At 59.7% G+C, this 20,738-nt stretch carries 20 protein-coding genes, 1 tRNA gene and 2 pseudogenes; 10 read left to right on the plus strand and 13 right to left on the minus strand.

Translation table 11 applies throughout. The features are described from left to right. The 3 genes from GSQ77_RS18440 to GSQ77_RS18450 all read left to right on the plus strand — a co-directional run. On the plus strand, nucleotides 1-520 hold a 520-nt coding region (locus GSQ77_RS18440), incomplete at its 5' end, for a bifunctional ornithine acetyltransferase/N-acetylglutamate synthase (RefSeq protein ID WP_174246467.1). A 57-nt stretch (nucleotides 521-577) separates the two neighbouring features. Next, nucleotides 578-1,441, plus strand: a complete 864-nt coding sequence (locus tag GSQ77_RS18445) for an ATP-binding protein (protein WP_158904244.1) — start codon at nucleotides 578-580, stop codon at nucleotides 1,439-1,441. 8 nt (nucleotides 1,442-1,449) lie between these two features. After that, nucleotides 1,450-1,935, plus strand: coding sequence for an NUDIX domain-containing protein (locus GSQ77_RS18450; protein ID WP_301951172.1), 486 nt, complete (start codon nucleotides 1,450-1,452; stop codon nucleotides 1,933-1,935). A gap of 139 nt (nucleotides 1,936-2,074) precedes the next feature. Here the strand turns inward: GSQ77_RS18450 and GSQ77_RS18455 are convergent, their stop codons facing one another. From GSQ77_RS18455 to GSQ77_RS18485, 7 genes are all read right to left on the minus strand, one after another. Beyond that, nucleotides 2,075-2,263: a DNA gyrase inhibitor YacG gene (locus GSQ77_RS18455; protein ID WP_158904245.1), complete on the minus strand. Its 189-nt coding sequence runs from the start codon at nucleotides 2,261-2,263 to the stop codon at nucleotides 2,075-2,077. Nucleotides 2,264-2,286: 23 nt separating this feature from the next. After that, nucleotides 2,287-3,042, minus strand: a complete 756-nt coding sequence (gene zapD / locus GSQ77_RS18460) for a cell division protein ZapD (RefSeq protein ID WP_158904246.1) — start codon at nucleotides 3,040-3,042, stop codon at nucleotides 2,287-2,289. Nucleotides 3,043-3,123: 81 nt separating this feature from the next. Next, nucleotides 3,124-3,780, minus strand: coding sequence for a dephospho-CoA kinase (coaE, locus tag GSQ77_RS18465; RefSeq protein ID WP_158904247.1), 657 nt, complete (start codon nucleotides 3,778-3,780; stop codon nucleotides 3,124-3,126). 1 nt (nucleotide 3,781) lies between these two features. Then, nucleotides 3,782-4,759: an A24 family peptidase gene (locus tag GSQ77_RS18470; RefSeq protein ID WP_158904248.1), complete on the minus strand. Its 978-nt coding sequence runs from the start codon at nucleotides 4,757-4,759 to the stop codon at nucleotides 3,782-3,784. 200 nt (nucleotides 4,760-4,959) lie between these two features. Then, nucleotides 4,960-6,165 carry a type II secretion system F family protein gene (locus tag GSQ77_RS18475; protein WP_158904249.1) on the minus strand — a complete coding sequence of 402 codons (1,206 nt, stop codon included), beginning with the start codon at nucleotides 6,163-6,165 and terminating at the stop codon, nucleotides 4,960-4,962. Continuing rightward, nucleotides 6,162-7,436: a GspE/PulE family protein gene (locus GSQ77_RS18480; RefSeq protein ID WP_158904250.1), complete on the minus strand. Its 1,275-nt coding sequence runs from the start codon at nucleotides 7,434-7,436 to the stop codon at nucleotides 6,162-6,164. Before GSQ77_RS18480 ends, GSQ77_RS18475 begins: the two co-directional genes overlap by 4 nt. A gap of 132 nt (nucleotides 7,437-7,568) precedes the next feature. Further along, entirely contained in the window at nucleotides 7,569-8,852 is a 1,284-nt protein-coding gene (locus tag GSQ77_RS18485) for an HlyC/CorC family transporter (protein ID WP_158904251.1), read from the minus strand. A 290-nt stretch (nucleotides 8,853-9,142) separates the two neighbouring features. Here GSQ77_RS18485 and GSQ77_RS18490 point away from each other — a divergent pair, with 290 nt between their 5' ends. Continuing rightward, nucleotides 9,143-9,853, plus strand: a complete 711-nt coding sequence (locus tag GSQ77_RS18490; protein WP_158904252.1) for a ProQ/FinO family protein — start codon at nucleotides 9,143-9,145, stop codon at nucleotides 9,851-9,853. A gap of 132 nt (nucleotides 9,854-9,985) precedes the next feature. On the opposite strand, the gene GSQ77_RS18495 is transcribed toward GSQ77_RS18490, so the two are convergent. Both GSQ77_RS18495 and GSQ77_RS18500 read right to left on the minus strand, forming a co-directional pair. Beyond that, nucleotides 9,986-10,062, minus strand: a tRNA-Pro gene (locus tag GSQ77_RS18495). 43 nt (nucleotides 10,063-10,105) lie between these two features. Continuing rightward, on the minus strand, nucleotides 10,106-11,035 hold the full coding sequence (locus tag GSQ77_RS18500; RefSeq protein ID WP_174246497.1) for a polyprenyl synthetase family protein: 930 nt from the start codon (nucleotides 11,033-11,035) through the stop codon (nucleotides 10,106-10,108). 320 nt (nucleotides 11,036-11,355) lie between these two features. On the opposite strand from GSQ77_RS18500, the gene rplU reads away from it, so the two are divergent. The 4 genes and pseudogenes from rplU to proB all read left to right on the plus strand — a co-directional run bounded on the left by rplU (nucleotide 11,356) and on the right by proB (nucleotide 14,499). Next, entirely contained in the window at nucleotides 11,356-11,667 is a 312-nt protein-coding gene (rplU, locus tag GSQ77_RS18505) for a 50S ribosomal protein L21 (RefSeq protein WP_158904254.1), read from the plus strand. Nucleotides 11,668-11,694: 27 nt separating this feature from the next. Continuing rightward, nucleotides 11,695-11,955 (plus strand): 50S ribosomal protein L27, encoded by a 261-nt coding sequence (rpmA, locus tag GSQ77_RS18510; protein ID WP_158904255.1) that lies wholly within the window; start codon nucleotides 11,695-11,697, stop codon nucleotides 11,953-11,955. A 168-nt stretch (nucleotides 11,956-12,123) separates the two neighbouring features. Further along, nucleotides 12,124-13,230, plus strand: a pseudogene (gene obgE / locus GSQ77_RS18515) (GTPase ObgE); the annotation flags it as partial. A 150-nt stretch (nucleotides 13,231-13,380) separates the two neighbouring features. Beyond that, complete coding sequence (proB, locus tag GSQ77_RS18520) at nucleotides 13,381-14,499, plus strand: glutamate 5-kinase (protein WP_158904257.1); 1,119 nt, start codon at nucleotides 13,381-13,383, stop codon at nucleotides 14,497-14,499. 177 nt (nucleotides 14,500-14,676) lie between these two features. Here proB and GSQ77_RS18525 read toward each other — a convergent pair whose 3' ends face one another. Both GSQ77_RS18525 and GSQ77_RS18530 read right to left on the minus strand, forming a co-directional pair. Then, nucleotides 14,677-15,360 carry a CNP1-like family protein gene (locus GSQ77_RS18525; RefSeq protein ID WP_158904258.1) on the minus strand — a complete coding sequence of 228 codons (684 nt, stop codon included), beginning with the start codon at nucleotides 15,358-15,360 and terminating at the stop codon, nucleotides 14,677-14,679. 344 nt (nucleotides 15,361-15,704) lie between these two features. Continuing rightward, a pseudogene (locus GSQ77_RS18530) lies at nucleotides 15,705-16,175 on the minus strand (RNA pyrophosphohydrolase); the annotation flags it as partial. Nucleotides 16,176-16,319: 144 nt separating this feature from the next. On the opposite strand from GSQ77_RS18530, the gene GSQ77_RS18535 reads away from it, so the two are divergent. Beyond that, on the plus strand, nucleotides 16,320-18,056 hold the full coding sequence (locus GSQ77_RS18535) for a proline--tRNA ligase (RefSeq protein ID WP_158904259.1): 1,737 nt from the start codon (nucleotides 16,320-16,322) through the stop codon (nucleotides 18,054-18,056). 8 nt (nucleotides 18,057-18,064) lie between these two features. Then, on the plus strand, nucleotides 18,065-18,664 hold the full coding sequence (locus GSQ77_RS18540) for a MarC family protein (RefSeq protein ID WP_158904260.1): 600 nt from the start codon (nucleotides 18,065-18,067) through the stop codon (nucleotides 18,662-18,664). A 73-nt stretch (nucleotides 18,665-18,737) separates the two neighbouring features. Here the strand turns inward: GSQ77_RS18540 and GSQ77_RS18545 are convergent, their stop codons facing one another. Together GSQ77_RS18545 and ffh are read right to left on the minus strand one after the other, a co-directional pair. Beyond that, nucleotides 18,738-19,298 carry a hypoxanthine-guanine phosphoribosyltransferase gene (locus GSQ77_RS18545; protein ID WP_158906325.1) on the minus strand — a complete coding sequence of 187 codons (561 nt, stop codon included), beginning with the start codon at nucleotides 19,296-19,298 and terminating at the stop codon, nucleotides 18,738-18,740. Between the two features lie 41 nt (nucleotides 19,299-19,339). After that, nucleotides 19,340-20,707, minus strand: a complete 1,368-nt coding sequence (gene ffh, locus GSQ77_RS18550; protein ID WP_158904261.1) for a signal recognition particle protein — start codon at nucleotides 20,705-20,707, stop codon at nucleotides 19,340-19,342. Between the last annotated feature and the right edge of the window lie 31 nt (nucleotides 20,708-20,738).

Raw genomic sequence — 20,738 nt, forward strand, 5'->3', positions numbered from 1 at the left:
CGTCATGGCAACCGGTAAGGCAAGCCTGCCCGCTATCACGTCGACCGAAAGCCCCGCTTATATCGCGTTGCGCGATGCGGTGGTGGCTTTGTCGCAGAAGTTGGCGCAACTGATCATACGCGACGGCGAAGGCGCGACCAAGTTCATGACCATCCAGGTTGAAGGCGGCGCGAATGTGGATGAGTGCCGCAAAATCGCCTATTCGATCGGGCATTCTCCGCTCGTAAAAACGGCGTTCTATGCGTCGGACCCCAATCTCGGCCGCATACTCGCGGCTATCGGTTACGCGGGCGTCGACGATCTCGACGTCGGCAAGATCGACCTTTACCTCGATGACGTGCTGGTGGCGAAAGCGGGCGGCCGCAACGCAGACTACCGCGAAGAAGACGGCCAACGCGTCATGAAGCAAAGCGAGATCCTGGTGCGTGTGGTCCTGGGCCGCGGCGCCGCGGCTGCCACTATATGGACGTGCGATCTGTCGCACGACTACGTCAGCATCAACGCCGACTATCGATCCTGAGCGCCGCCCCGCGCCGGCCCGGGCCTCCAATTCGACTCTATTGTTGCGACTGATTTCATGGACAAACTCGACCAATTCCTGACCCGTGCAGAGGCCCTGCTGGGTCGTCTGGAAAATATCCTTCCCCCGGCTACCGCGCAAACCGACTGGAATGCCGCGCTCGCATTTCGCTGGCGCACCAAGCAGGGACGGGGCATGCTGCAACCGGTGCCGAACCTGTCGGCCATCGCACTGAGCGACCTGCAAAATATCGATCGGCAAAAAGAACTGATCGAACAAAATACGCGTCAGTTCGTCAAGGGCTTGCCCGCCAACAACGTCTTGCTCACGGGTGCGCGAGGCACTGGTAAATCGTCGTTGATCAAAGCGTGCTTGAATCGCTATGCTGCAGAGGGTTTGCGCTTGATCGAAATGGACAAGGACGATCTGCATGACCTCGGAGACATCGTCGACCTGGTCGCGGGGCGCCCCGAGCGCTTCGTGATCTTCTGCGACGACTTGTCTTTCGAAGAGGGCGAGTCGGGCTATAAAGCGCTCAAAGTTGCGCTCGATGGCTCGGTCGCCGCGCAGTCGGATAACGTCCTGATTTATGCAACCTCGAACCGGCGTCATCTGCTGCCGGAATACATGCGCGACAACGAGACGTATCGACATACCGACGACGGCGAAATTCATCCGGGCGAGGTGATCGAGGAAAAGATCTCGCTATCTGAGCGTTTCGGTTTGTGGGTGAGTTTCTACCCGTTCAAACAGGACGATTATCTGACCATCGTTGCACATTGGCTGGCGCATTTCGGCTGCGATGCGGCCACGATAGAAGGCGCGCGAGGCGACGCCTTGGTTTGGGCGCTGGAACGCGGGTCGCGCTCGGGCCGCGTGGCGTGGCAGTTCGCACGTGACTGGTCCGGTCGACGCAGTTGAATCGGTCCATGAGCAAATCCATGAGCGCATCGTCGTCTTCGTCGTCTTCTTCGCTTTCATCCGATGCAGCCGAAGTCACTGAAGCTGTCGCGGCCCACCGTGCGGTGACGGAAGTGGCGGTGGGGGTGATGGTTCGCCCGGACGGCAGTTACTTACTGGCCCAGCGCCCTGGGGGCAAACCTTATGCGGGCTACTGGGAGTTTCCCGGTGGCAAGCTGGAGCGTGGTGAGAGCGTTGAAGCGGCGCTGGTGCGCGAGCTCGACGAGGAGCTCGGCGTTACGGCCACGGCAATCGAACGCTGGCGCACACTTGAGCACGACTATCCGCATGCGTATGTGCGGCTGTTTTTTTGCAAAGTGACGGAGTGGCAAGGCGTGCCGGTCGGACGGGAAGGGCAGGCGTTTGCCTGGCAACAGGGCGCGGCGAACGTTGCACCTTTGTTACCTGCGACAATTCCGGTCGTCGGCTGGCTGGCGGAGGAAAACAAGGCTTAGAGGGGTAACCTCGCGGGTAACCGCGAGGGTTATTAGCGTAAAGCCCGCAGCGACATCTAATGCGAGGTTTCGCGCGGACGGTGCGGCCTAAGCAGGCGCAGGCAGTGCCCGTGTCAAATTGGTCAACGTGCCCGTGCCGTCAATTCAAATCGCCCTGATTTTCGTCAGTAGGCGGATCCTCATCGGTGGCGCCTATCGTATATTGGCCGCTTGCCCAAGCGCCCAGATCTATCTGCTTGCAGCGTTCCGAACAAAACGGTCGGTAGCGGCTTTCGGACTTCCATTCAACTTTCTTGCCGCAAATCGGGCAGTCAACAATCAGAGCCATAACGTCGGTAAAATTTTCGCGCTTTAAAGCGTGCAGAGGGTGAGCTGAAACGGTATGTCGGTATCGACCGCGCGGGGACGCAAGTCGCCATCCTGCACGGTGAACCGAACCCACAGCATATATTTGTTGGCGCTAGCTTCGGGTATCATCCGCGATTCGGGTGGGACCCGAATTTGCATCAGTTGGAATGAGCGCCCCGACAGCATCTGCTGGTAACTACCCTGGGTGGCCATCACCTTGGAGGCCTGGCCCGATTCGCGCGCCAGCTTCAGAACAATGGCTGCCGCATCGCGTAACGGGAACAGTGGGCTGACCCACTTGACGATATCTTGGCGCCGCTGCGCGGGCGGATTTTGCTGCCATGCAAAATACGACGGTAAATCGAATCGGCAGGTCCCACCGGGTATGATCGCGCGGCTGCGGATGCTGCTCAGCCATTCGTTATCGATCAGATGCTGGCCGGTCTTGCCTTGCATCTGGCTAAGATTTGCCAGCACCGCTTCGATCTCGCCCAGTACTGCTTCCAGCATGCCCTGATCGATCCCCGGATTGCCTCGATAGCCGGACAAGGTCATGCGCTGTCGATCGAGTTCCTTGATAAGGTCCGCTTTAAGGTCGGTCCGACCTGTCACCTCGGCGATCTCGAAAAGCGTATTCAGGGCGACCTGATGGACCTTCGCGTCATCCTGTGCCAGGAAAAACGCAAAGCGTTCGAACAGATCCTCTAGCCGCAGCAGAGTGCGGATGCGTTCGTTGAATGGATACTCGTAGAGGATCAAGCGCGGTCGCCTTTCGGTGAGGCTGTTAAGCAGCAGTAACACCCATTCTAATGCCGCTGACCCTGCGTCGCAATGACGCGGCTAGCTCGATCGAGGTGTTTCGGTAATTGTTTTTGCTTTTGCGTCGCTTTTTGGGTCGCATTTCGCACGATTCAAGTAATCCAAGTGCAGCTTATCCACTTTCTTCAGCACGTGTTCGAGTGGCACCTGGTCATTATCGATGACATCGTCGGCGTAGGCGAGCCGAGCGGCACGGGTGGCCTGCTGCGCCATGATCGCCGCTACCTGCTCACGCGTAAAGCCGTTGCGCTCGATGACGCGCCGGATCTGCGTCGACTCGCTGCAATCCACTACCAGCACGCGGTTCACGCGGTCTTTCCAGTTCCCCGACTCGACCAAAAGGGGCACTACATAAATGACGTAGGGGCCCAGCGCCGCTTGCGCGGCGCGGTCGCATTCCGCCCGAATCAGCGGATGGGTGATGGCTTCCAGCTTCAACTTGGCTGCGGCGTCCCCAAATACCAACGCGCGCATCCGAGCACGATCCAGCGCCCCCGTAGATGTTAGAAATTGCGAACCAAAACGAGCTTCTATCAGGGGCATTGCCGCGCCTCCTGGCGCGGTGATCTGATGAGCAATCAAATCGCTATCGACCACCGTCGCGCCATGCAGCGCAAAGCGCTCGGCGACCACGGATTTGCCACTGCCGATTCCACCGGTGAGTCCCACACTGAACATATCAGGCCCCCAACCATCGATAGAGAAGCGCATCGCCAAACGTTACCAGCAATGCGGCAGTCGCGAGAAATGGCCCGAACGGCAGCGGTTGGTCCGTGCGCATGCGTTTGCGCAGCACCGCAAGCAACCCCGCTAGCGCTCCGGTGAGCGCAGCGACAAACAGAATGCTCGGCAGCCATTGCCAGCCCAGCCACGCGCCGATCGCGGCAAATAATTTGAAATCGCCGTATCCCATGCCTTCCTTGCCCGTGATTGCCTTGAACAGCCAATACACTATCCATAGCGACACATAGCCCGCCGCCGCGCCTATGATGGCCGTATCCGGGGCCGCAAAGACCGAGCCGAGGTTGACAAGCAGGCCAGCCCACAGGAGTGGGAGCGTCAACGAATCAGGCAGGAGCTGGGTACGTTTATCGATAAACGCGAGAGCGAGCAGCGTGGCGCCAAAAGCGAAGCCGCACAAGGCTTGCCAGCCCGCACCGAAGCGCCAAAGCGATACCACTGCGAGCAGCGCCGTCAGCGCCTCGATCGCCGGGTAAATCCAGCCTATCGGTGTATGACATGCACTGCAGCGGCCACGTTGTATCGCATAACTGAGCAAGGGAATATTTTCCCAGGCGCGCAGACGGTGCCCGCAGTGTGTGCAAGTCGAGCCGGGCAGCCAGAGATTGAAGCGTCGTTGCGGAGCTTCGTCAGGCGCTTTCCAAGGCACAGCGGCCGACACGACGCCTGGCGCAGCGTCGAGATCGTCATCCGATTCGCCGGCGCGTTCGAGCGCGAAGGCACGCAATTCGAGATCCCAATTGCGCTGCAGCATGATAGGCAAGCGATACACCACCACCGACAAAAAGCTGCCGATCACGAGGCCCAGCAAAATCGCCAACAGATAACCATATGGCCCATCGAGCGCGCCAGGCATCGCCCCGGCGTTCGGCAAAGCCTTCGGCAGGTAGTTAGCGATCAGGGAGAAATCGGGCATCGGTGAAATCGTGGGCGCATTAATCGTGGATGCATTAAAGGTGTATCAAAGCGGGTGTACTAAAGGCGGGTGTATCCAAGGCGCATGAGGACCATCATAAACACAACCACTAGCATAGTGATAAGCGCGGCTGCCAGCACCCTACTCATGATTGCGGACCAGGCACGATAATAACCGGCCGCCGACGAGACAGATACCGATTAAATGACATTGCCCATCTCGATAATCGGTAAGTACATGGCGATAACCAGCGCTCCGACCAGCAGACCCAGAACGACGATGATGATAGGTTCCGCCACGCTGGCCAATGCCGTGATGCGCTCGTCGGCCTGCCGATCGTGCAAAGCGGCCAGATCGGTGAGCATGGCGTCGAGCGCCCCGGTCTCTTCGGCCACCGCGATGGGTTGGACGACACCCGCGGGAAAACAGGCATACGCCTGCATCGCGGCGGCCAGACGCTGACCGCGCCGCAGTCTCGCACCGATTTCGCGCGTGGCGCGATCGAATACCCGATTGCCGGTGGCCTGCGCGAGCGCGTCAAACGCATCGGCGAGCGGCGTTCCGGCGCGTAACAGCGTGCCGAGCGCGCGACTCCAGCGCGCCAGCGCCGTTTGCGCGAGCAGCGCGCCGACGATCGGTACCTTGAGCATCCATCGATCAAACTGCAGGCGCAGCCTATCATGGCGGCACATCGCCTGTTTCATGCCGAACACCATGCCACCAACGGACAACACCACGGGTATCGCGAGGCGACTCGCCCAATCCGACAGTATCAGGACGAGTCGCGTAGGTGCCGGAAGTTGCGCGCCTACGCCGTCGAAAATTTGCTTGAACGCTGGCACGACGAAGATCATCAGGCCCGCAGTGATCGCTACGGCAAGCAGCAACACGCAGACCGGATAGGTTAGCGCCGCACGCAATTTTGCCGCCTGCGCGGCGGCGCGTTCGCGATCGTCGGCCAGCCGGGTCAGCACTAGATTCAGCGAGCCTGTGGCTTCGCCCAGCAGTACCAACTGACAATACAAGGCGTCGAAACTGCGCGGGTAGTGCAGCAGGGCTGCTGAAAAACGCACCCCGCGTGCGATCTCGCGCGCGAGCGCTGCGACCACGCGTTTGACCGATGCTTGCGCATGACTTTGCGCGATCAGTTCGAGCGCTTGCAACAGCGGCAATCCCGCCTGTAGCAAACTGCCGAGCTGACGCGAGAACTGAGTGACGTCGCGGCTGCGTAAGTGAGGCGCTCGCGCATGGCCCCGTGCCACTATTTTCAACGCGACGATCTTGCGCGCACGCAAAATACGCTGGGCACCCAGCGTGTCGCTGGCGATCACGACGCCGTGCTGATTGACGCCTTGCGCGCTCAGGCCTTGCCAGGCGAATTTGTATTCCCTCATGGGAGCGTTCATGGTTGCAACTCCGTTGCTGCCACAGCTTCGGTTAGGCTGGTGATGCCGTCCCTGACATGAGCCAATGCGGCCATGCGCAACGTGACGATGCCTTCTAGGCTCGCCTGGCGCGCCAATGCCTGCGCGCTGCACCGCTCGACAATGAGTTCGCGCATCGGGCCGGATACCGGCATGACCTGATGCACGCCAATCCGACCGCGGTAGCCGATGCCGTGACAGGCACCGCAGCCGGCCGCTTGGTACGGCTGCCAGTCACCTTCGAGATCGACTTCGCTAAAGCCGGCGGCGCGCAATTCGGTTCGATCCCCAGGCGCGGGTTGTCGACATGCGGGGCAAAGTTTGCGCACCAGGCGCTGCGCTGTGATCAGGCGAACTGCCGCCGCCAGGTTAAATGGCGCTACGCCAATATCGAGCAGTCGGGCGACAGTGGCAGGTGCATCGTTGGTATGCAGCGTCGAAAGCACTAGATGACCGGTCTGCGCAGCCTTCACGGCGACGTCCGCTGTTTCGGCGTCGCGGATCTCTCCGACCATGATCACGTCCGGATCCTGCCGCAAAAATGCCCGAAGCGCGGCGGCAAAGGTCAGTCCCGCTTTTTCCCGCACGCTGACCTGGCTCACGCCCGCCAACTGAATTTCGGCCGGATCTTCCACCGAACACAGGTTCAGCGAAACGCGATTGAGTAGTTGCAGGAAGCAATAAAGCGAGACGGTCTTGCCGCTGCCGGTGGGGCCTGTGACGAGTATCATCCCGTGCGGCGACGCGAGGGCGTCAGTGAGCGTGCGTTGCTGTGCTGCGTCCAGGCCGAGCAGCGCCAGCGAGAGCTCGGCGGGCAGCGCGTCGAGCCGGCGCAATACCAGCTTTTCGCCGAAGAGCGTCGGCAACGAGCTGACCCGGTACTCCTCGATCTGCTGCGCGCCCAGCGGCAGGCGCAGTCGCCCATCTTGTGGAATGCGCCGCTCGGCGATGTCGAGCCGCGCCAGCACCTTGACGCGCGTGACGAACGCGTCCTGCAAATGAGCCGGAGGCCGCGCGACTTCGTGCAGCACGCCGTCGATGCGCAGTCGGATACGCCAGTCCTGTTCGCCGGGTTCGACGTGAATATCGGAAGCGCCTCGCGCGCAGGCGTCGAGTAACGTGTTTTGCAGCAAACGTACCGCGGGAGAGTCAGAGTAATCGGCGTGGTCCACTGCGTCGCGCACTGCGTTACGGCGGTGGGATGGCGCGACGCTGGGGTTGCCGCTCGGGTTGCTTGTGGTGGTGGTTGGCATGGAGGGTGGCGGCGTAAGCCCGAATCAAGGTCGGACTATCGTCGCGCAGCCGGGGTCATGCCGCCACTCAGCCTATCGGTTAGGATCACTCAAACCCACTTGAGCCGGCCAGACCTTATCGGCCGCCGGCGATTAGCGTTCAACGCGAGGCGCCGCCGGCTTGAACAGTTTGACGGTCTTGATCGCCTGATTATCGATCTGCATCACTTCCAGACGGCAGCCGCCGATCTGCACGCTGACGTTGCCTTCAGGAATTTCCTCCAGCGTTTCCAACAGCAAGCCGTTGAGCGTTTTCGGGCCGTCCGTGGGCAATTTGAGATTGAGCCAGCGGTTCAACTCGCGCAAAGGCATGCTACCCGACACGATACATTCTCCGGCATCGTTCCAGCCGGCGCGCGTATTGGCCGAGCGCGGCATGGTCGTGGTGAATTCGCCGATCAGTTCTTCGATGATGTCCTCGGGCGTGACGATGCCCTGAACCTCGCCGTACTCGTTGACGATCAGGCCGATGCGCTGGCGATTTTCCTGGAAATATTGCAGTTGCTGGAACACCGGCGTGCCGCTAGGAACGAAGTACGGTTCGGTCAGCAATTCAAGCAGCGTTTCGCGCGCCAGCTCGTGATTGTGCAGCGCAGCCAGGGTCTTGCGCACATGCAATACGCCCTGCACCCGGTCGATATCGCCCTGGTAGACCACCAGTTTGTTGTGGTAGCAGGTTTCGAGTTGCTGCAGGATATGCTCGATCGGCGCGTCCAGATCGAGCGCTTCGATGCGTGGGCGCGGGACCATGACGTCGTCAACCGAAATATTTTCGAGGTCGAACAGGTTGAGCAAAATGCTGCGGTGCTTGTGCGGCATGAAACTGCCGGACTCCAGCACGATGGTACGCAATTCGTCGGTGGACAGCCGTTGCTCCTGGGCGTCGCGCGTGTTAATGCGCAGCAGGCGCAGGATGCCCGAGGCCAGTATGTTGACGCTCCACACCAGGGGCGCTGCGACGCGCATCAACGGGTTGATGATAAAACTTGCCGGGAGCGCGATTTTTTCCGGAAACGTGGCGCCGACGATCTTGGGCGTGATTTCGCTGAATATGATGATAAAAAATGCGACCAGGCCGGTTGTCACGGAGAGCACTACGTTATTGTTGCCGAAGGTGCGCAGCGCGATGGCCGTGGTCAGAACCGGAATAATCGTGTTGATCAGATTGTTGCCGATCAGGATCACACTGAGCAGGCGGTCGGTCTTGCCCAACAACATCTGGGTCGTGCGTGCGCCCAGCACACCTTGCTTGACTAGGTGTTTGAGACGATGGCGATTAATCGCCATCATCGACGTTTCCGAAATCGAGAAGAATCCTGACAAAAGCAGCAGCAGGACGACGGCGCCCCCTTGGGCCCACAATGGCAACGATTCCACGCGACGTTGTTTTCTTAGAGTGACAATGGCTCAGACTATAGCAGAGCCGGGGTCCGATGCCTGCCGGGCCGCCTCAAACGAAAGCTCGTCTTGACTGGAACGAAAATACCGACAGGGCGCTCTAAATTCGCAAATTCGGCGTTTATTGCGAGCGCAATATCGACGATTTAGTAGCGGGAACGCCTGTTATTGACCAAAGCATGGCAATATCTGGTCGGCGTTGCAGGTATTGGGCTTTTTAACGCGCCTGCGGCGCAATTCGTTTCATCACTTATTTCACAGATTGAATCATGGGCTTCGAACAACTCGCGTCACTGAAGGATCAACTGGCCAAGCAAGCTAAGCAGGCGCAACAAGCTAAACAAGCGCAGCAAGCCAAGCAAGCACCGAAAGTTGCAGTCAAGCCGCCGCCAGCGCCTCCAGCAGCCAAGAAAAAAACCGAGCCGGTCGACCCGGTCGTGCTGACCATAGGTCAACTTCAGAAACGTTTTCCGAAGGTGTTCCCGAAAAGTCCGGCGCCTAAGATTGCGCTCAAACTCGGTGTCCACAAAGATCTCCTGGCTCAAGCGCAGGCGTTGGGATTGACCGAGCAGGCTTTGCTCGATGCGATCAAGACGTGGTGTCGAGGCACGCGTTATTGGGCCGCGATTGTCGAAGGGGCGGTGCGAGTCGATCTGGCCGGCGAAGAAGCGGGCCGCGTTTTGCCGACTGAGGCCGCGCGGGCACGTTCGCTCGAAGCCAATCGCCATCGGAAAGCTCCGCCGAAGAAAGCGCATGCAACGCCGCAAGCGAAGGCGCAGAAGGAAGTGACGTCGGCGCAAGACGTCACAGCGGCGCATGATGCAACGGTGGCGCCCGACTTGAACGCTCAGCCGCAAGCGGAAGTGCAATTGCAGGCACACGCTCCACGTGAAGAAGCGAAGGTCGCAGAGGGCATTGCGCGTGAAGAAGTGAAAGCTGTAGAGGAAGCGTCGCGCGAAGCTGTGAAAGCTGCAGAATAGGACTATCGAGGGACGGGCCTTTGTTCGGCCTGTAAGAACTTTTCTTAGCCCGTTTTTCAGCCCGTTTCCTACCCGTAAAACCAAAAAAACCGCACAGCGTGACTGTACGGCTTTCATTGACACATCTTTTCTTGGTCGGGGTGAGAGGATTCGAACCTCCGGCCTCTACGTCCCGAACGTAGCGCTCTACCAGGCTAAGCTACACCCCGCATCTGACATCACGCCGTAATCACTGAGAGTTAGTACACACTCTTAGGACTGCCGTGACGTCGAGTAAGAGCATAATTCTAGCAAGCTTTCACGGTAAAGGGAAGCAGGGTATTGAGAAATTGCATCGGCCGCGGCCCGCGCTTCGCGTTGTGCACAGGCCAGTGTGTAGTCCAGCGCACCCGATGTGGTGATGGCGTCGAAGATGGTATCGAAGCGATCGGTGCCGCCCGCCTCGATCGCTTGACGAGCGAGCGCACCTTGTTCTGGTGTGCCGCGTTCGATCAGATAGATCAGCGGTAGTGTCGGTTTTCCTTCACGCAAATCGTCGCCGGCATTTTTCCCCATCGATTCGGGCGTGCCCGTGTAATCGAGCCAATCGTCCATGATCTGGAACGCGGTGCCCATGCGTCGTCCGTATTCGGCCGAGGCCGCCTCGAGTTCAGGACTGGCGTCGGCTAGCACTGCGCCGATTTGCGCCGCGGCTTCGAACAGCTTGGCGGTCTTATACCGTATCACCTGCAGATAGCGCGTTTCGTTGACGTCGGGATCGTGCATGTTCAACAATTGCAATACCTCGCCCTCGGCGATGATATTGGTCGCGTCCGACAAGATATCCATGATGCGCAGTCGGCCGACGCCCGTCATCATCTGGAACGCGCGGGAATAGAGGAAATCGCCGACCAGCACGCTGGCGGCGTTGCCGAACATCGCATTGGCGGTCTGCTTGCCGCGCCGCAAGTCGGATTCATCGACGACGTCGTCATGCAACAGCGTCGCGGTGTGGATGAATTCGACCACGGCTGCAAGTTCGAAGCGATGCGGGCTGCGGTCGCCCAAGGCGCCCGCGACCAGCAGCAATAGCGCCGGGCGCAGGCGTTTGCCGCCGGCCCCGATGATGTACTCGGAGATCTGGCTGATTAGCGCGACCTCCGAGGACAGTCGATGGCGGATCACCCGATCGACCTGCTGCATATCTTCGGCAATCGGCGCAAGCAAGTTGGGGCTGGAAGTGGTGGTGGCTGTCAACGACGTTACCGGTGGTGTGTTGTGGTTTTTCGATACAGCATTGAATTATAAATCGAAACGGCGCGTTGCCACCCCTCGCAAACCACTCTATTGGCGGCTTCGGGCCGGTTGGGTGGCGGCCGGCCCGGGCAGGGCGGCGTGCTCACGTGCGCCGGGCCTGCATTTGCGGGGCCGTCCGGCCTTTGACGCTGGAATTAAAACCCTATATAATCAAGCGCTTCTGTGCACGGTGCGCAGAAAAGATCAATGAAAGAGTGAGGTTCTCAATGTACGCGGTCATAAAAACCGGCGGCAAGCAGTATAAAGTTGCGGCTGGCGAAAAACTTAAAGTAGAACAGATACCGGCAGACATTGGCGCAGAAATCACGCTCGACCAGGTTCTCGCAGTAGGCGAAGGTGAATCGATTAAGTTCGGTACGCCTCTGGTCAGCGGTGCTTCCGTCAAGGCTACCGTCGTCTCCCAGGGTCGTCATGCAAAAGTGACGATTTTCAAGATGCGTCGTCGTAAGCATTACCAAAAGCATGGCGGTCACCGTCAGAATTACACTGAACTGCTGATTGAAGCGATCACCGCTTAATCGCCGAACAGGTAAAGGACTAATCAAATGGCACACAAAAAAGCTGGCGGTTCCTCACGGAATGGCCGCGACTCAGAGTCGAAACGTCTTGGCGTGAAGGTGTACGGCGGTCAAGCCATCAATGCAGGCGGCATCATCGTGCGTCAGCGCGGCACCCGTATGCATCCGGGCGAAAACGTCGGTATCGGCAAGGATCACACCTTGTTCGCGCTGACCGATGGCCACGTCAAGTTCGCGATCAAAGGCGCAGCGAAGAAGCAGTTTGTTTTGGTGGTTCCGGCAGCCTGACACGGGCATTGCGCGCATGAACATTGCGCATGTCATAGGTCAGTCAGCCCTAGAGTCGCGATTCGCGATAGCTGAATCACGGTTCGACCCCCGAAGCTGATTTCGCATTAGCTTGACAGGGCCCCGCGTTGCAGCGGGGCCCTTTTGTTTTTGAGTGGTGGAGTTAACATGAAGTTTATCGACGAAGCGAAGATCGAAGTCATTGCCGGCGATGGGGGTAATGGCAGCGCGTCGATGCGCCGCGAAAAATTTGTCCCGTTCGGCGGCCCGGACGGTGGCGATGGTGGGCGCGGTGGTAGTGTCATTGTGATTGCCGATCGCAACATCAACACGCTGATCGACTACCGGTATGCGCGCAAGCACGTAGCCCGGGACGGCGAAGGCGGTCGCGGCGCAGATTGCTACGGCAAGGGCGGCGACGATATCGTGCTGCGCATGCCGGTGGGCACTATCATCACCGATCTGGAAACCGGCGAACTGATCGCCGATATGACCGAGCACGAGCAAAGCATCATCGTCGCCGAGGGCGGCCAGGGCGGTCTTGGCAATCTGCATTTCAAGTCGAGCACCAACCGCGCGCCGCGACAAAAAACCGAAGGCAAGGCCGGCGTGCGCCGGATGCTACGCCTGGAGTTGAAAGTGATCGCCGACGTCGGTTTGCTCGGCATGCCCAACGCAGGCAAGTCGACGTTCATTTCGTCGGTGTCCAACGCGCGGCCGAAAATTGCCGATTACCCATTCACAACGCTGGCGCCGAATCTGGGTGTGGTGCGTGTAGGGCCTAGCCGCAGTTTTGTGATCGCCGACATCCCCGGTTTGATCGAGGGCGCGGCCGAGGGCGCAGGCCTGGGCCACCAGTTCCTGCGTCACTTGCAGCGTACCGGTGTGCTCTTGCATCTGGTCGACTTGGCGCCTTTCGATGAAGCGGTCGATCCGGTCGCCGAGGCGCGTGCGATCGTCGGCGAATTACGCAAATACGACGAAGCCCTGTATGAGAAACCGCGGTGGCTGGTGCTGAACAAGATTGACATGGTGCCCGAAGACGAGCGCGTAAAGCGCGTCGCCGATTTCGTCAAACGATACAAGTGGAAAGGTCCGGTCTTCGAGATTTCCGCGTTGACGGGGCAGGGCTGCGAAAAGCTTTGCTACGCGATCTACGATTATCTGGCGAAGTTCGGGGTTGCCGGCCGTGCAGCCGAAGCGGAAGATCTGGCGGCGGATCCGCGGTTCCGCGAATTGCCGGTGGCTAAAAATGCCGCGGAAGGTATGCCAGCTGCCAGCGACGCGCACGACGAAAGTGAAGAGCGTGAAGTGGGCAAGAAGGAAGTCAGCAAAAAGGGCGAGCAGGGCACCAAGAGCAACAAGAGCGAACCCGCCAGCGACCCATCCTGAGGTCGCGACGCGGATTAAGGGGAAACGCGCACCATGCGTTCTGTGATTGCCGGCGCAAAACGGCTTGTCATCAAAGTGGGCTCCAGCCTCGTCACCAACGATGGCCGTGGGCTGGACCACGAAGCAATCGGCCGGTGGGCCGAGCAAATTTCAGCACTCAGAGCGCAAGGTAAAGAGGTAGTTCTGGTGACCTCGGGGGCGATTGCGGAAGGTATGCAACGCCTGGGTTGGACGCGCCGCCCGCGCGAAATCGACGAGCTGCAAGCAGCTGCAGCGGTTGGTCAGATGGGCTTGGCGCAGGTGTACGAAAGCAGTTTCGCCGCGCATCGGATCCAAACTGCGCAGGTCCTGCTCACCCACGCCGATCTCGCCGATCGGGAGCGTTACCTGAACGCACGCAGTGCACTTTTGACGCTGTTGCGGCTCAACGTGGTGCCCATCATCAATGAAAACGATACGGTCGTCACGGACGAAATCAAATTCGGCGACAACGACACGCTCGGCGCTTTGGTCGCCAATCTGATTGAAGGCGACGCGCTGATCATTTTGACGGACCAGAGCGGTCTATATACCGCAGACCCTCGTAAGAACCCTGCCGCGACGCTGGTTGCGCACGCAGATGCCGGAAATCCCGAGCTCGAGGCGATGGCTGGCGGCGCGGGCTCCAGTATTGGCCGTGGCGGCATGCTCACCAAAATTCTGGCGGCCAAGCGTGCGGCCCATAGTGGTGCGGCCACCGTCATAGCCAGTGGGCGCGAGCCCAATGTGTTGATCCGGCTGGCCCAGGGTGAGGAGATCGGCACGCAATTGGTGGCCCGCACGGCACGGTTGACTGCGCGTAAGCAATGGATGGCCGATCATCTGCAGGTCAGAGGCCATGTCGTGATCGATGACGGCGCGGTGAGCAAGCTCACCGATGGCGGTAAGAGTCTGTTGCCGATCGGTGTGGTCGAAGTGAAGGGGAAATTCGCCCGCGGCGAGGTCATCGCCTGTGTGAACGCGTCGGGTACCCCCGTGGCGCGAGGTCTGACCAACTACAGCAGTAGCGAAGCGCGCTTGATCCAGCGTAAGCCGAGCAGCGAGATCGAGGTCGTACTCGGCTACATGCTGGAACCTGAGCTGATCCACCGCGACAATCTAGTGCTGGTTTAACGCCAGACAGACAGGCATGCTTGCCTGTTTGTCTGGCTGCTTACAACAACCCGGGCCTGGTCTAGCCAAGCCCGGCGGTGACGCCGCAACCCAAGCAAGCGATGACCGGCATAGCCGGCCGGTCGCACCAGGCCGCATCGTGCGTGCCGAGCCTAGTGAGGCTTGAGCGAGTCGCGCCTAGTGAGGCGTGATCGAACCGGCCCGATGGTATTTGATGTTATTCACGACGACCGAGGCAGACTGGTCTTTCGGCGATTTGTTCTCGCATAAATAATCGGTGGCGAGCGCGGCCTGGTAACCGTTGAGCCCTCCGCGTGGCATCCGGGCCCACCCGTTCTCCACGCCGCGATCCCATGCCGTCATGTTCTCGTTGGCCGCCGCATACAAACGCCATTCGAAGGTCGCGCAGCGCACGCCCTCGTAGTAAATGTTATGTGCACCCTGCGGGCTGGTGATCACTACCGTCATGCGCACGACGCCGTCCGAGCCGACCGATAGCGATTTACCGTCCACGCTATAGGTCAACTGCGAATACAGCGAGACATCGAACGGCAACAGATTGCCGGGCTGCGGCAATGCCGGTAGCGAGCTGACCTGCAGCTCTGTCCAGTTCGAAGTGGTATCGAACAAGTCGCCCAGCAGGCTGTCGTCGGTGGGCTTGGGCTTCGATGGCGGGGGCAGCACATCGGGCGGCTGGGCGGTAGGATCGGCGGCTTGCGGGCCGACATCCTCCGGCTTGGGCGGACTGCTGGAACAAGCGCTCAGCGCGATCGCTGCGACGGCGGCAATAACACAGACAAGATGTTGCGGCTGGCCGCGTTGCATCCATGAGCGCGGCGAGAGGCGGGATAAGAGCTTCAAATTATGTCCTGAGCGGGAGAGATCTGGATTCAAGCGTGCGATTCAAGTGCAGGATTCAAGCGCAGAAGTATAGCGTGCTGCTGTCACTTCACTTGTGCTGAATGGTCGTCGGGGTGAAGGACGGCGTCGGGATCGTCGCTTGAGTCATCGTCGCATGAATCATCGCCGCATGAATCATCGGCAGCTTGCACCTCTGCGTCCTGGCATCCTTCGGCGGCGGCTGTTGCAGCTGCGGTTGGGACCGCCAAGTCTGTTGAGCCCGTCGAGCTGGCGGCGTCGGTCGCCACGGCGTTGTCGCCGACCACAGCCGATTCGCCGCACGGTTCATCCTGACGTGGGATCGCCCGCCGCAGAAAGCGCGACAATTCCGTGAGCGCGAGCTGATACACGTCGCGCTTGAACTCAATCACCGCATCGAGTGGTACCCAATAATGGTTCCAGCGCCAGGCATCAAATTCCGGATGATCAGTAGCGCGCAGGCAAATGTCGCAGTCGCGCCCAACCATGCGCAACAAAAACCAGATTTGCTTCTGGCCGCGATAATGACCGCGTACTTCCCGTTTGATAAACTTATCCGGTACCTCGTAACGCAACCAGTCGCGCGTGCGGCCGATCACTTTGACATGCTCGGGTTTTAGTCCGACTTCCTCGTGCAACTCCCGATACATCGCTTGCATGGGGGTTTCGCCAAACTTGATGCCCCCCTGCGGAAACTGCCAGGAATGTTCACGCAGCCGCTTGCCCCAAAACACATCATTGCGCGCGTTCAAGAGGATGATGCCGACGTTCGGGCGAAAGCCTTCACGATCGAGCATACAACCACCTTCGAATCCTTTAAAATTGCTTTGATTATAAACAGATAATGAGCGTAGCGCACCGTTTGACGGGCGCTAGGCTCGATTCCAGTGCGTGACAAGGGTATTCCCGAGGCATGCACCTTCGTTTTCGGAAAACATTGAATGAAAGCTTCTCGTTTTTTTATCGGCACCCTTAAAGAAGCCCCGGCTGAGGCGGAAATCGTCAGCCACCAACTGATGATCCGCGCCGGCATGATCCGCCGGGTCGCGGGCGGTATTTACAGCTATCTGCCTATCGGGCTGCGCTCGGTGCGCAAAGTCGAAACCATCGTTCGTGAAGAAATGAACCGTGCCGCGGCGATCGAGTTGCTAATGCCGGCGGTACAGCCGGCTGAGTTGTGGGAAGAGTCGGGACGCTGGATTAAATATGGTCCGGAATTACTGCGTATGAAAGACCGGCACGCTCGCGACTTTGTGATTGGCCCGACCCACGAAGAAGTTATTACCGATATCGCGCGTAAGGAAATCCGCAGCTATCGGCAATTGCCGGTCAATTTTTACCAAATCCAGACGAAATTTCGCGATGAGATTCGTCCCCGGTTCGGCGTGATGCGTGGCCGCGAATTCATCATGAAGGATGCCTATTCCTTCGATCGCGACGTGGACGGCCTGAAACTCTCGTATCAGAAAATGTACGACGCCTATACGCGTATTTTTTCGCGCCTGGGTCTGGCGTTTCGCGCGGTCGCAGCCGACAACGGGTCGATCGGCGGTTCGGGCTCGCACGAATTTCACGTGATCGCCGATACCGGTGAGGACGCGATCGCCTACTGTCCGACCTCGGACTACGCCGCCAACATTGAGGCCGCAGAAGCCTTGCCGCTGATCGCCGAGCGGGCCGCAGCGGTGCAGGCTCTTGAAAAGACCGCGACGCCGGGCAAAGCCAAGTGTGAGGATGTCGCCGACTTCCTGAGTCTGCCGCTCGCACGCACGGTTAAATCGCTGGTGCTGGCAGTCGATCAGGCCAAGGGTGAACCGAAGATCTATCTGCTGTTATTGCGCGGCGACCATAGCCTGAACGAAATCAAGACCAGCAAGCTAGCGGGCATGGCCGATTTCCGTTTCGCCAGCGAGGCGGAAATTGTCGAATGGTTCGGCACGCCACCGGGTTATCTTGGGCCGATCGGCACCAAAAAGCCGGTTTCGGTCATCGTTGACACCACGGTGGCGAATATGAGCGATTTCGTGTGCGGCGCGAACGAAGTCGACTATCACTACACCGGTGTGAACTGGGGGCGCGATGTGCCCGAACCGGTGGTGGCCGACTTGCGCAACGTGATCAATGGCGATCCCTCGCCTGACGGTCAGGGTTCGCTCGAGATTTGCCGCGGCATTGAAGTCGGCCACGTGTTCCAGCTAGGGACGCGTTATTCGGACTCCATGGGTGCGACGTATCTGGACGAAGGTGGCAAGCCGCAACCGATGCAAATGGGCTGCTACGGCATCGGGATCACCCGTATATTGGGCGCGGCGATCGAGCAGAATTTCGACGCGCGCGGCATTATCTGGCCCGAGTCGATCGCGCCGTTCGAAGTGGTGTTGTGCCCCATGGGCTATGACCGTAGCGAAAGCGTGCGAGCGCAGACCGATCTGCTCTATAGCGAATTGGTGGCGGCCGGCATCGACGTGATACTCGATGACCGCGGCGAGCGGCCGGGTGTGATGTTTGCCGATTGGGAACTGATCGGCGTGCCTCATCGCCTGGTGATCGGCGAGCGGGGCTTGAAGGAAGGCAAGCTCGAGTATCAATCGCGCCGCGACGAACAAGCGACCTTGCTGCCGGTGGCCGAAGCCGGCGGCATCGTGATCGAGCGGATTCGCACCGTGCTGGCCAAGTAGGGGGCACGGTGGGCTACACCTTCGCTTCGGCGACCATCCTGCTGGTGCTGATTACTGATCCGTTCGGCAACATCCCGGTCTTTATCAGTGCCTTGAAGCCCGTCGCGCCCGAGCGCCGGGTCGTGGTGATCCTGCGCGAGGTCGCGATCGCATTCGTCATCTTGCTGGTGTTCATGCTGGTGGGCGACCGGTTCTTGCACATGATGAGCCTCACGCCCGTGTCGCTGAAAATCGGCGGGGGCATCGTGCTGTTCCTGATCGCGATCCGGATGATTTTCCCGCGGCCCGATATTGTCGGTGCGCCGACCGTGCCGCTCGGGGAGCCCTTGATCGTGCCGCTGGCTATTCCCGGGCTCGCCGGCCCGTCGGCGCTGGCAACCGTGATGCTGCTGACGTCGCAGGCGCCGGGGCAAACGATGGAATGGATCGGCGCTTTGACGGTAACGATGGCGATCTGTGCGCTTGTGCTGACGATGGCCGAGCGCATTGAGCAGCTACTGGGCGAGCGCACGGTCATGGCGTTCGAACGGTTGATGGGGCTGGTATTGGTGGCGATTTCGGTGGAAATGGTGCTCGCGGGCATCAAGACGTTCGTCCACGAAATCTGACTTGCACATACCGAGATAAAAAAAGCGGCCTCGGCCGCTTTTTTTTCGCCAACGAGCCTAACTCAATCAGCGGCTAAATCTCCGCTGTCAGCGCGCGGATCGCCGGCAGGTTACGCCAATAACCTTGCGCGTCCATGCCGCAACCGAACACATAGCGATTCGGCACCACGCAGCCGCAGAAGTCCGGCTGCAGGGGCTTGACGTCGACGCTACCCGGCGTCGGATCTTTTTCGCAAAGCACCGCACTGAGAAAGCGCCGCGCTCCCATTTCAAGAATACGGTCACGCATGGCCGCCATCGTCTGGCCGCCGTCGAGAATATCGTCGAGCACGAGCACCACGCGGTCCTTGACCGATTCGGCCGGCGACACGCGCCACTGCATCTCGCCGCCCTGCGTCATGTTCCGGTAGCGGGTCAGGTGGATATAGTCGAACTCCAGCGGAAAATCGAGTCGCGGCAACAGCATCCCGGTAAATACCGCGGCGCCGCCCATCACGGACAGCACCAACGGGAATTCATCGCCCACGGCTTGTTTGATCTCACCGGCCATACGAGCCACGGCGGTTTCGATATCAACGGACGAGACAATTTCTTCAGAGCGCTGAAAAATAATCTCGGCTTGTTCGCGATTCAGGGCTGGATGCATAAAAGTCTCTCGGTGTGAATCTGCTCGATTTAGCGCATGCCGGGCATCATACCTTTCATTCCCCGCATCATCTTGGCGAGATTGTTGCCCTTGAGCTTTTTCATCATGGTGCGCATCTGGTCGAATTGCGCCAGCATCCGGTTGACCTCCTGCACCTGCACACCGGCGCCCGCGGCAATGCGGCGTTTGCGGCTCGCCTTGATCTGGTCGGGCTTGGCGCGCTCGTTCGGGGTCATCGAATTGATGATGCCTTCCATGCGGCGCATCTGCTTCTCGGCCTGGCCCATATCGGCCTTGCCTGCCGCCTGTTGAAACTGCGCGGGCAGTTTGTCCATCAGCGACGACAGACCGCCCATGCCTTTCATTTGCGTGAGTTGAGCGCGGAAATCCTCGAGATCGAAATCGCCGCCTTTCTTGACCTTGCTGGCCAGTTTTTGCGCCGCTTCGACGTCCACGCCACGCTGCGCTTCTTCGACTAGGGCGAGGATGTCGCCCATGCCGAGAATCCGGTTGGCCATGCGGTCCGGATAAAAGACTTCGAGGCCGTCGAGCTTTTCGCCGACACCGACAAACTTGATCGGGCGCCCCGTGACGTGGCGCACTGAAAGGGCCGCGCCACCGCGTGAATCGCCGTCGAGTTTGGTCAGCACCACGCCGGTCAGGGGCAGGGCGTCGTTAAAGGCCTTGGCGGTATTCACCGCGTCCTGGCCGAGCATCGCGTCGACCACGAACAAGGTTTCGGCGGGCTTGAGGGTCGCATGCAGCGCGGCAATTTCCTCCATCATCGCCGCGTCGATACCGAGACGGCCCGCGGTGTCGACGATCAAGACATCGTGATAATGCCGTTTCGCCCAATCCACGGCCGCCCGAGCGATCTCCACAGGTGCCTGGTTCGGCTCTGACGGAAAGAAATCGGCGCCGACCTGCTCGGTCACCAGTTTCAACTGCGCGATCGCGGCCGGGCGATAAACGTCGCACGATACCGTCAGCACCTTTTTCTTGTGCTTTTCGCGCAGCAGCTTAGCCAGCTTGCCGACCGTGGTGGTTTTACCCGCCCCTTGCAGACCGGCCATCAGGATCACTGCGGGAGGCGTGACGGCGAGATGCAATTCGGCGGCTTTACCGTCGTAATCGCCGCCAATCACGGCGGTGAGTTCGCGCTGCACGACGCCAACCAGCGCCTGACCCGGGCTCAGGCTGCCGACCACGTCCTCGCCCAGGGCTTTTTCTTTGACTTTCGCGATGAAATCGCGCACCACGGGCAAGGCCACGTCGGCCTCGAGTAGCGCGAGGCGCACTTCGCGCAGCATTTCCTGGGTGTTGGCTTCGGTCAGGCGGGCTTCGCCGCGCAGCGTCTTGACGACGCGAGCCATCCGTTGAGTAAGGTTATCGAGCATAGTGGGGCGGCTTATTCCTATCAATACTGCA

Origin of the sequence: Burkholderia sp. L27(2015), from assembly GCF_009765705.1 — a bacterium.
Classification (GTDB): Bacteria; Pseudomonadota; Gammaproteobacteria; order Burkholderiales; family Burkholderiaceae; genus LMUX01.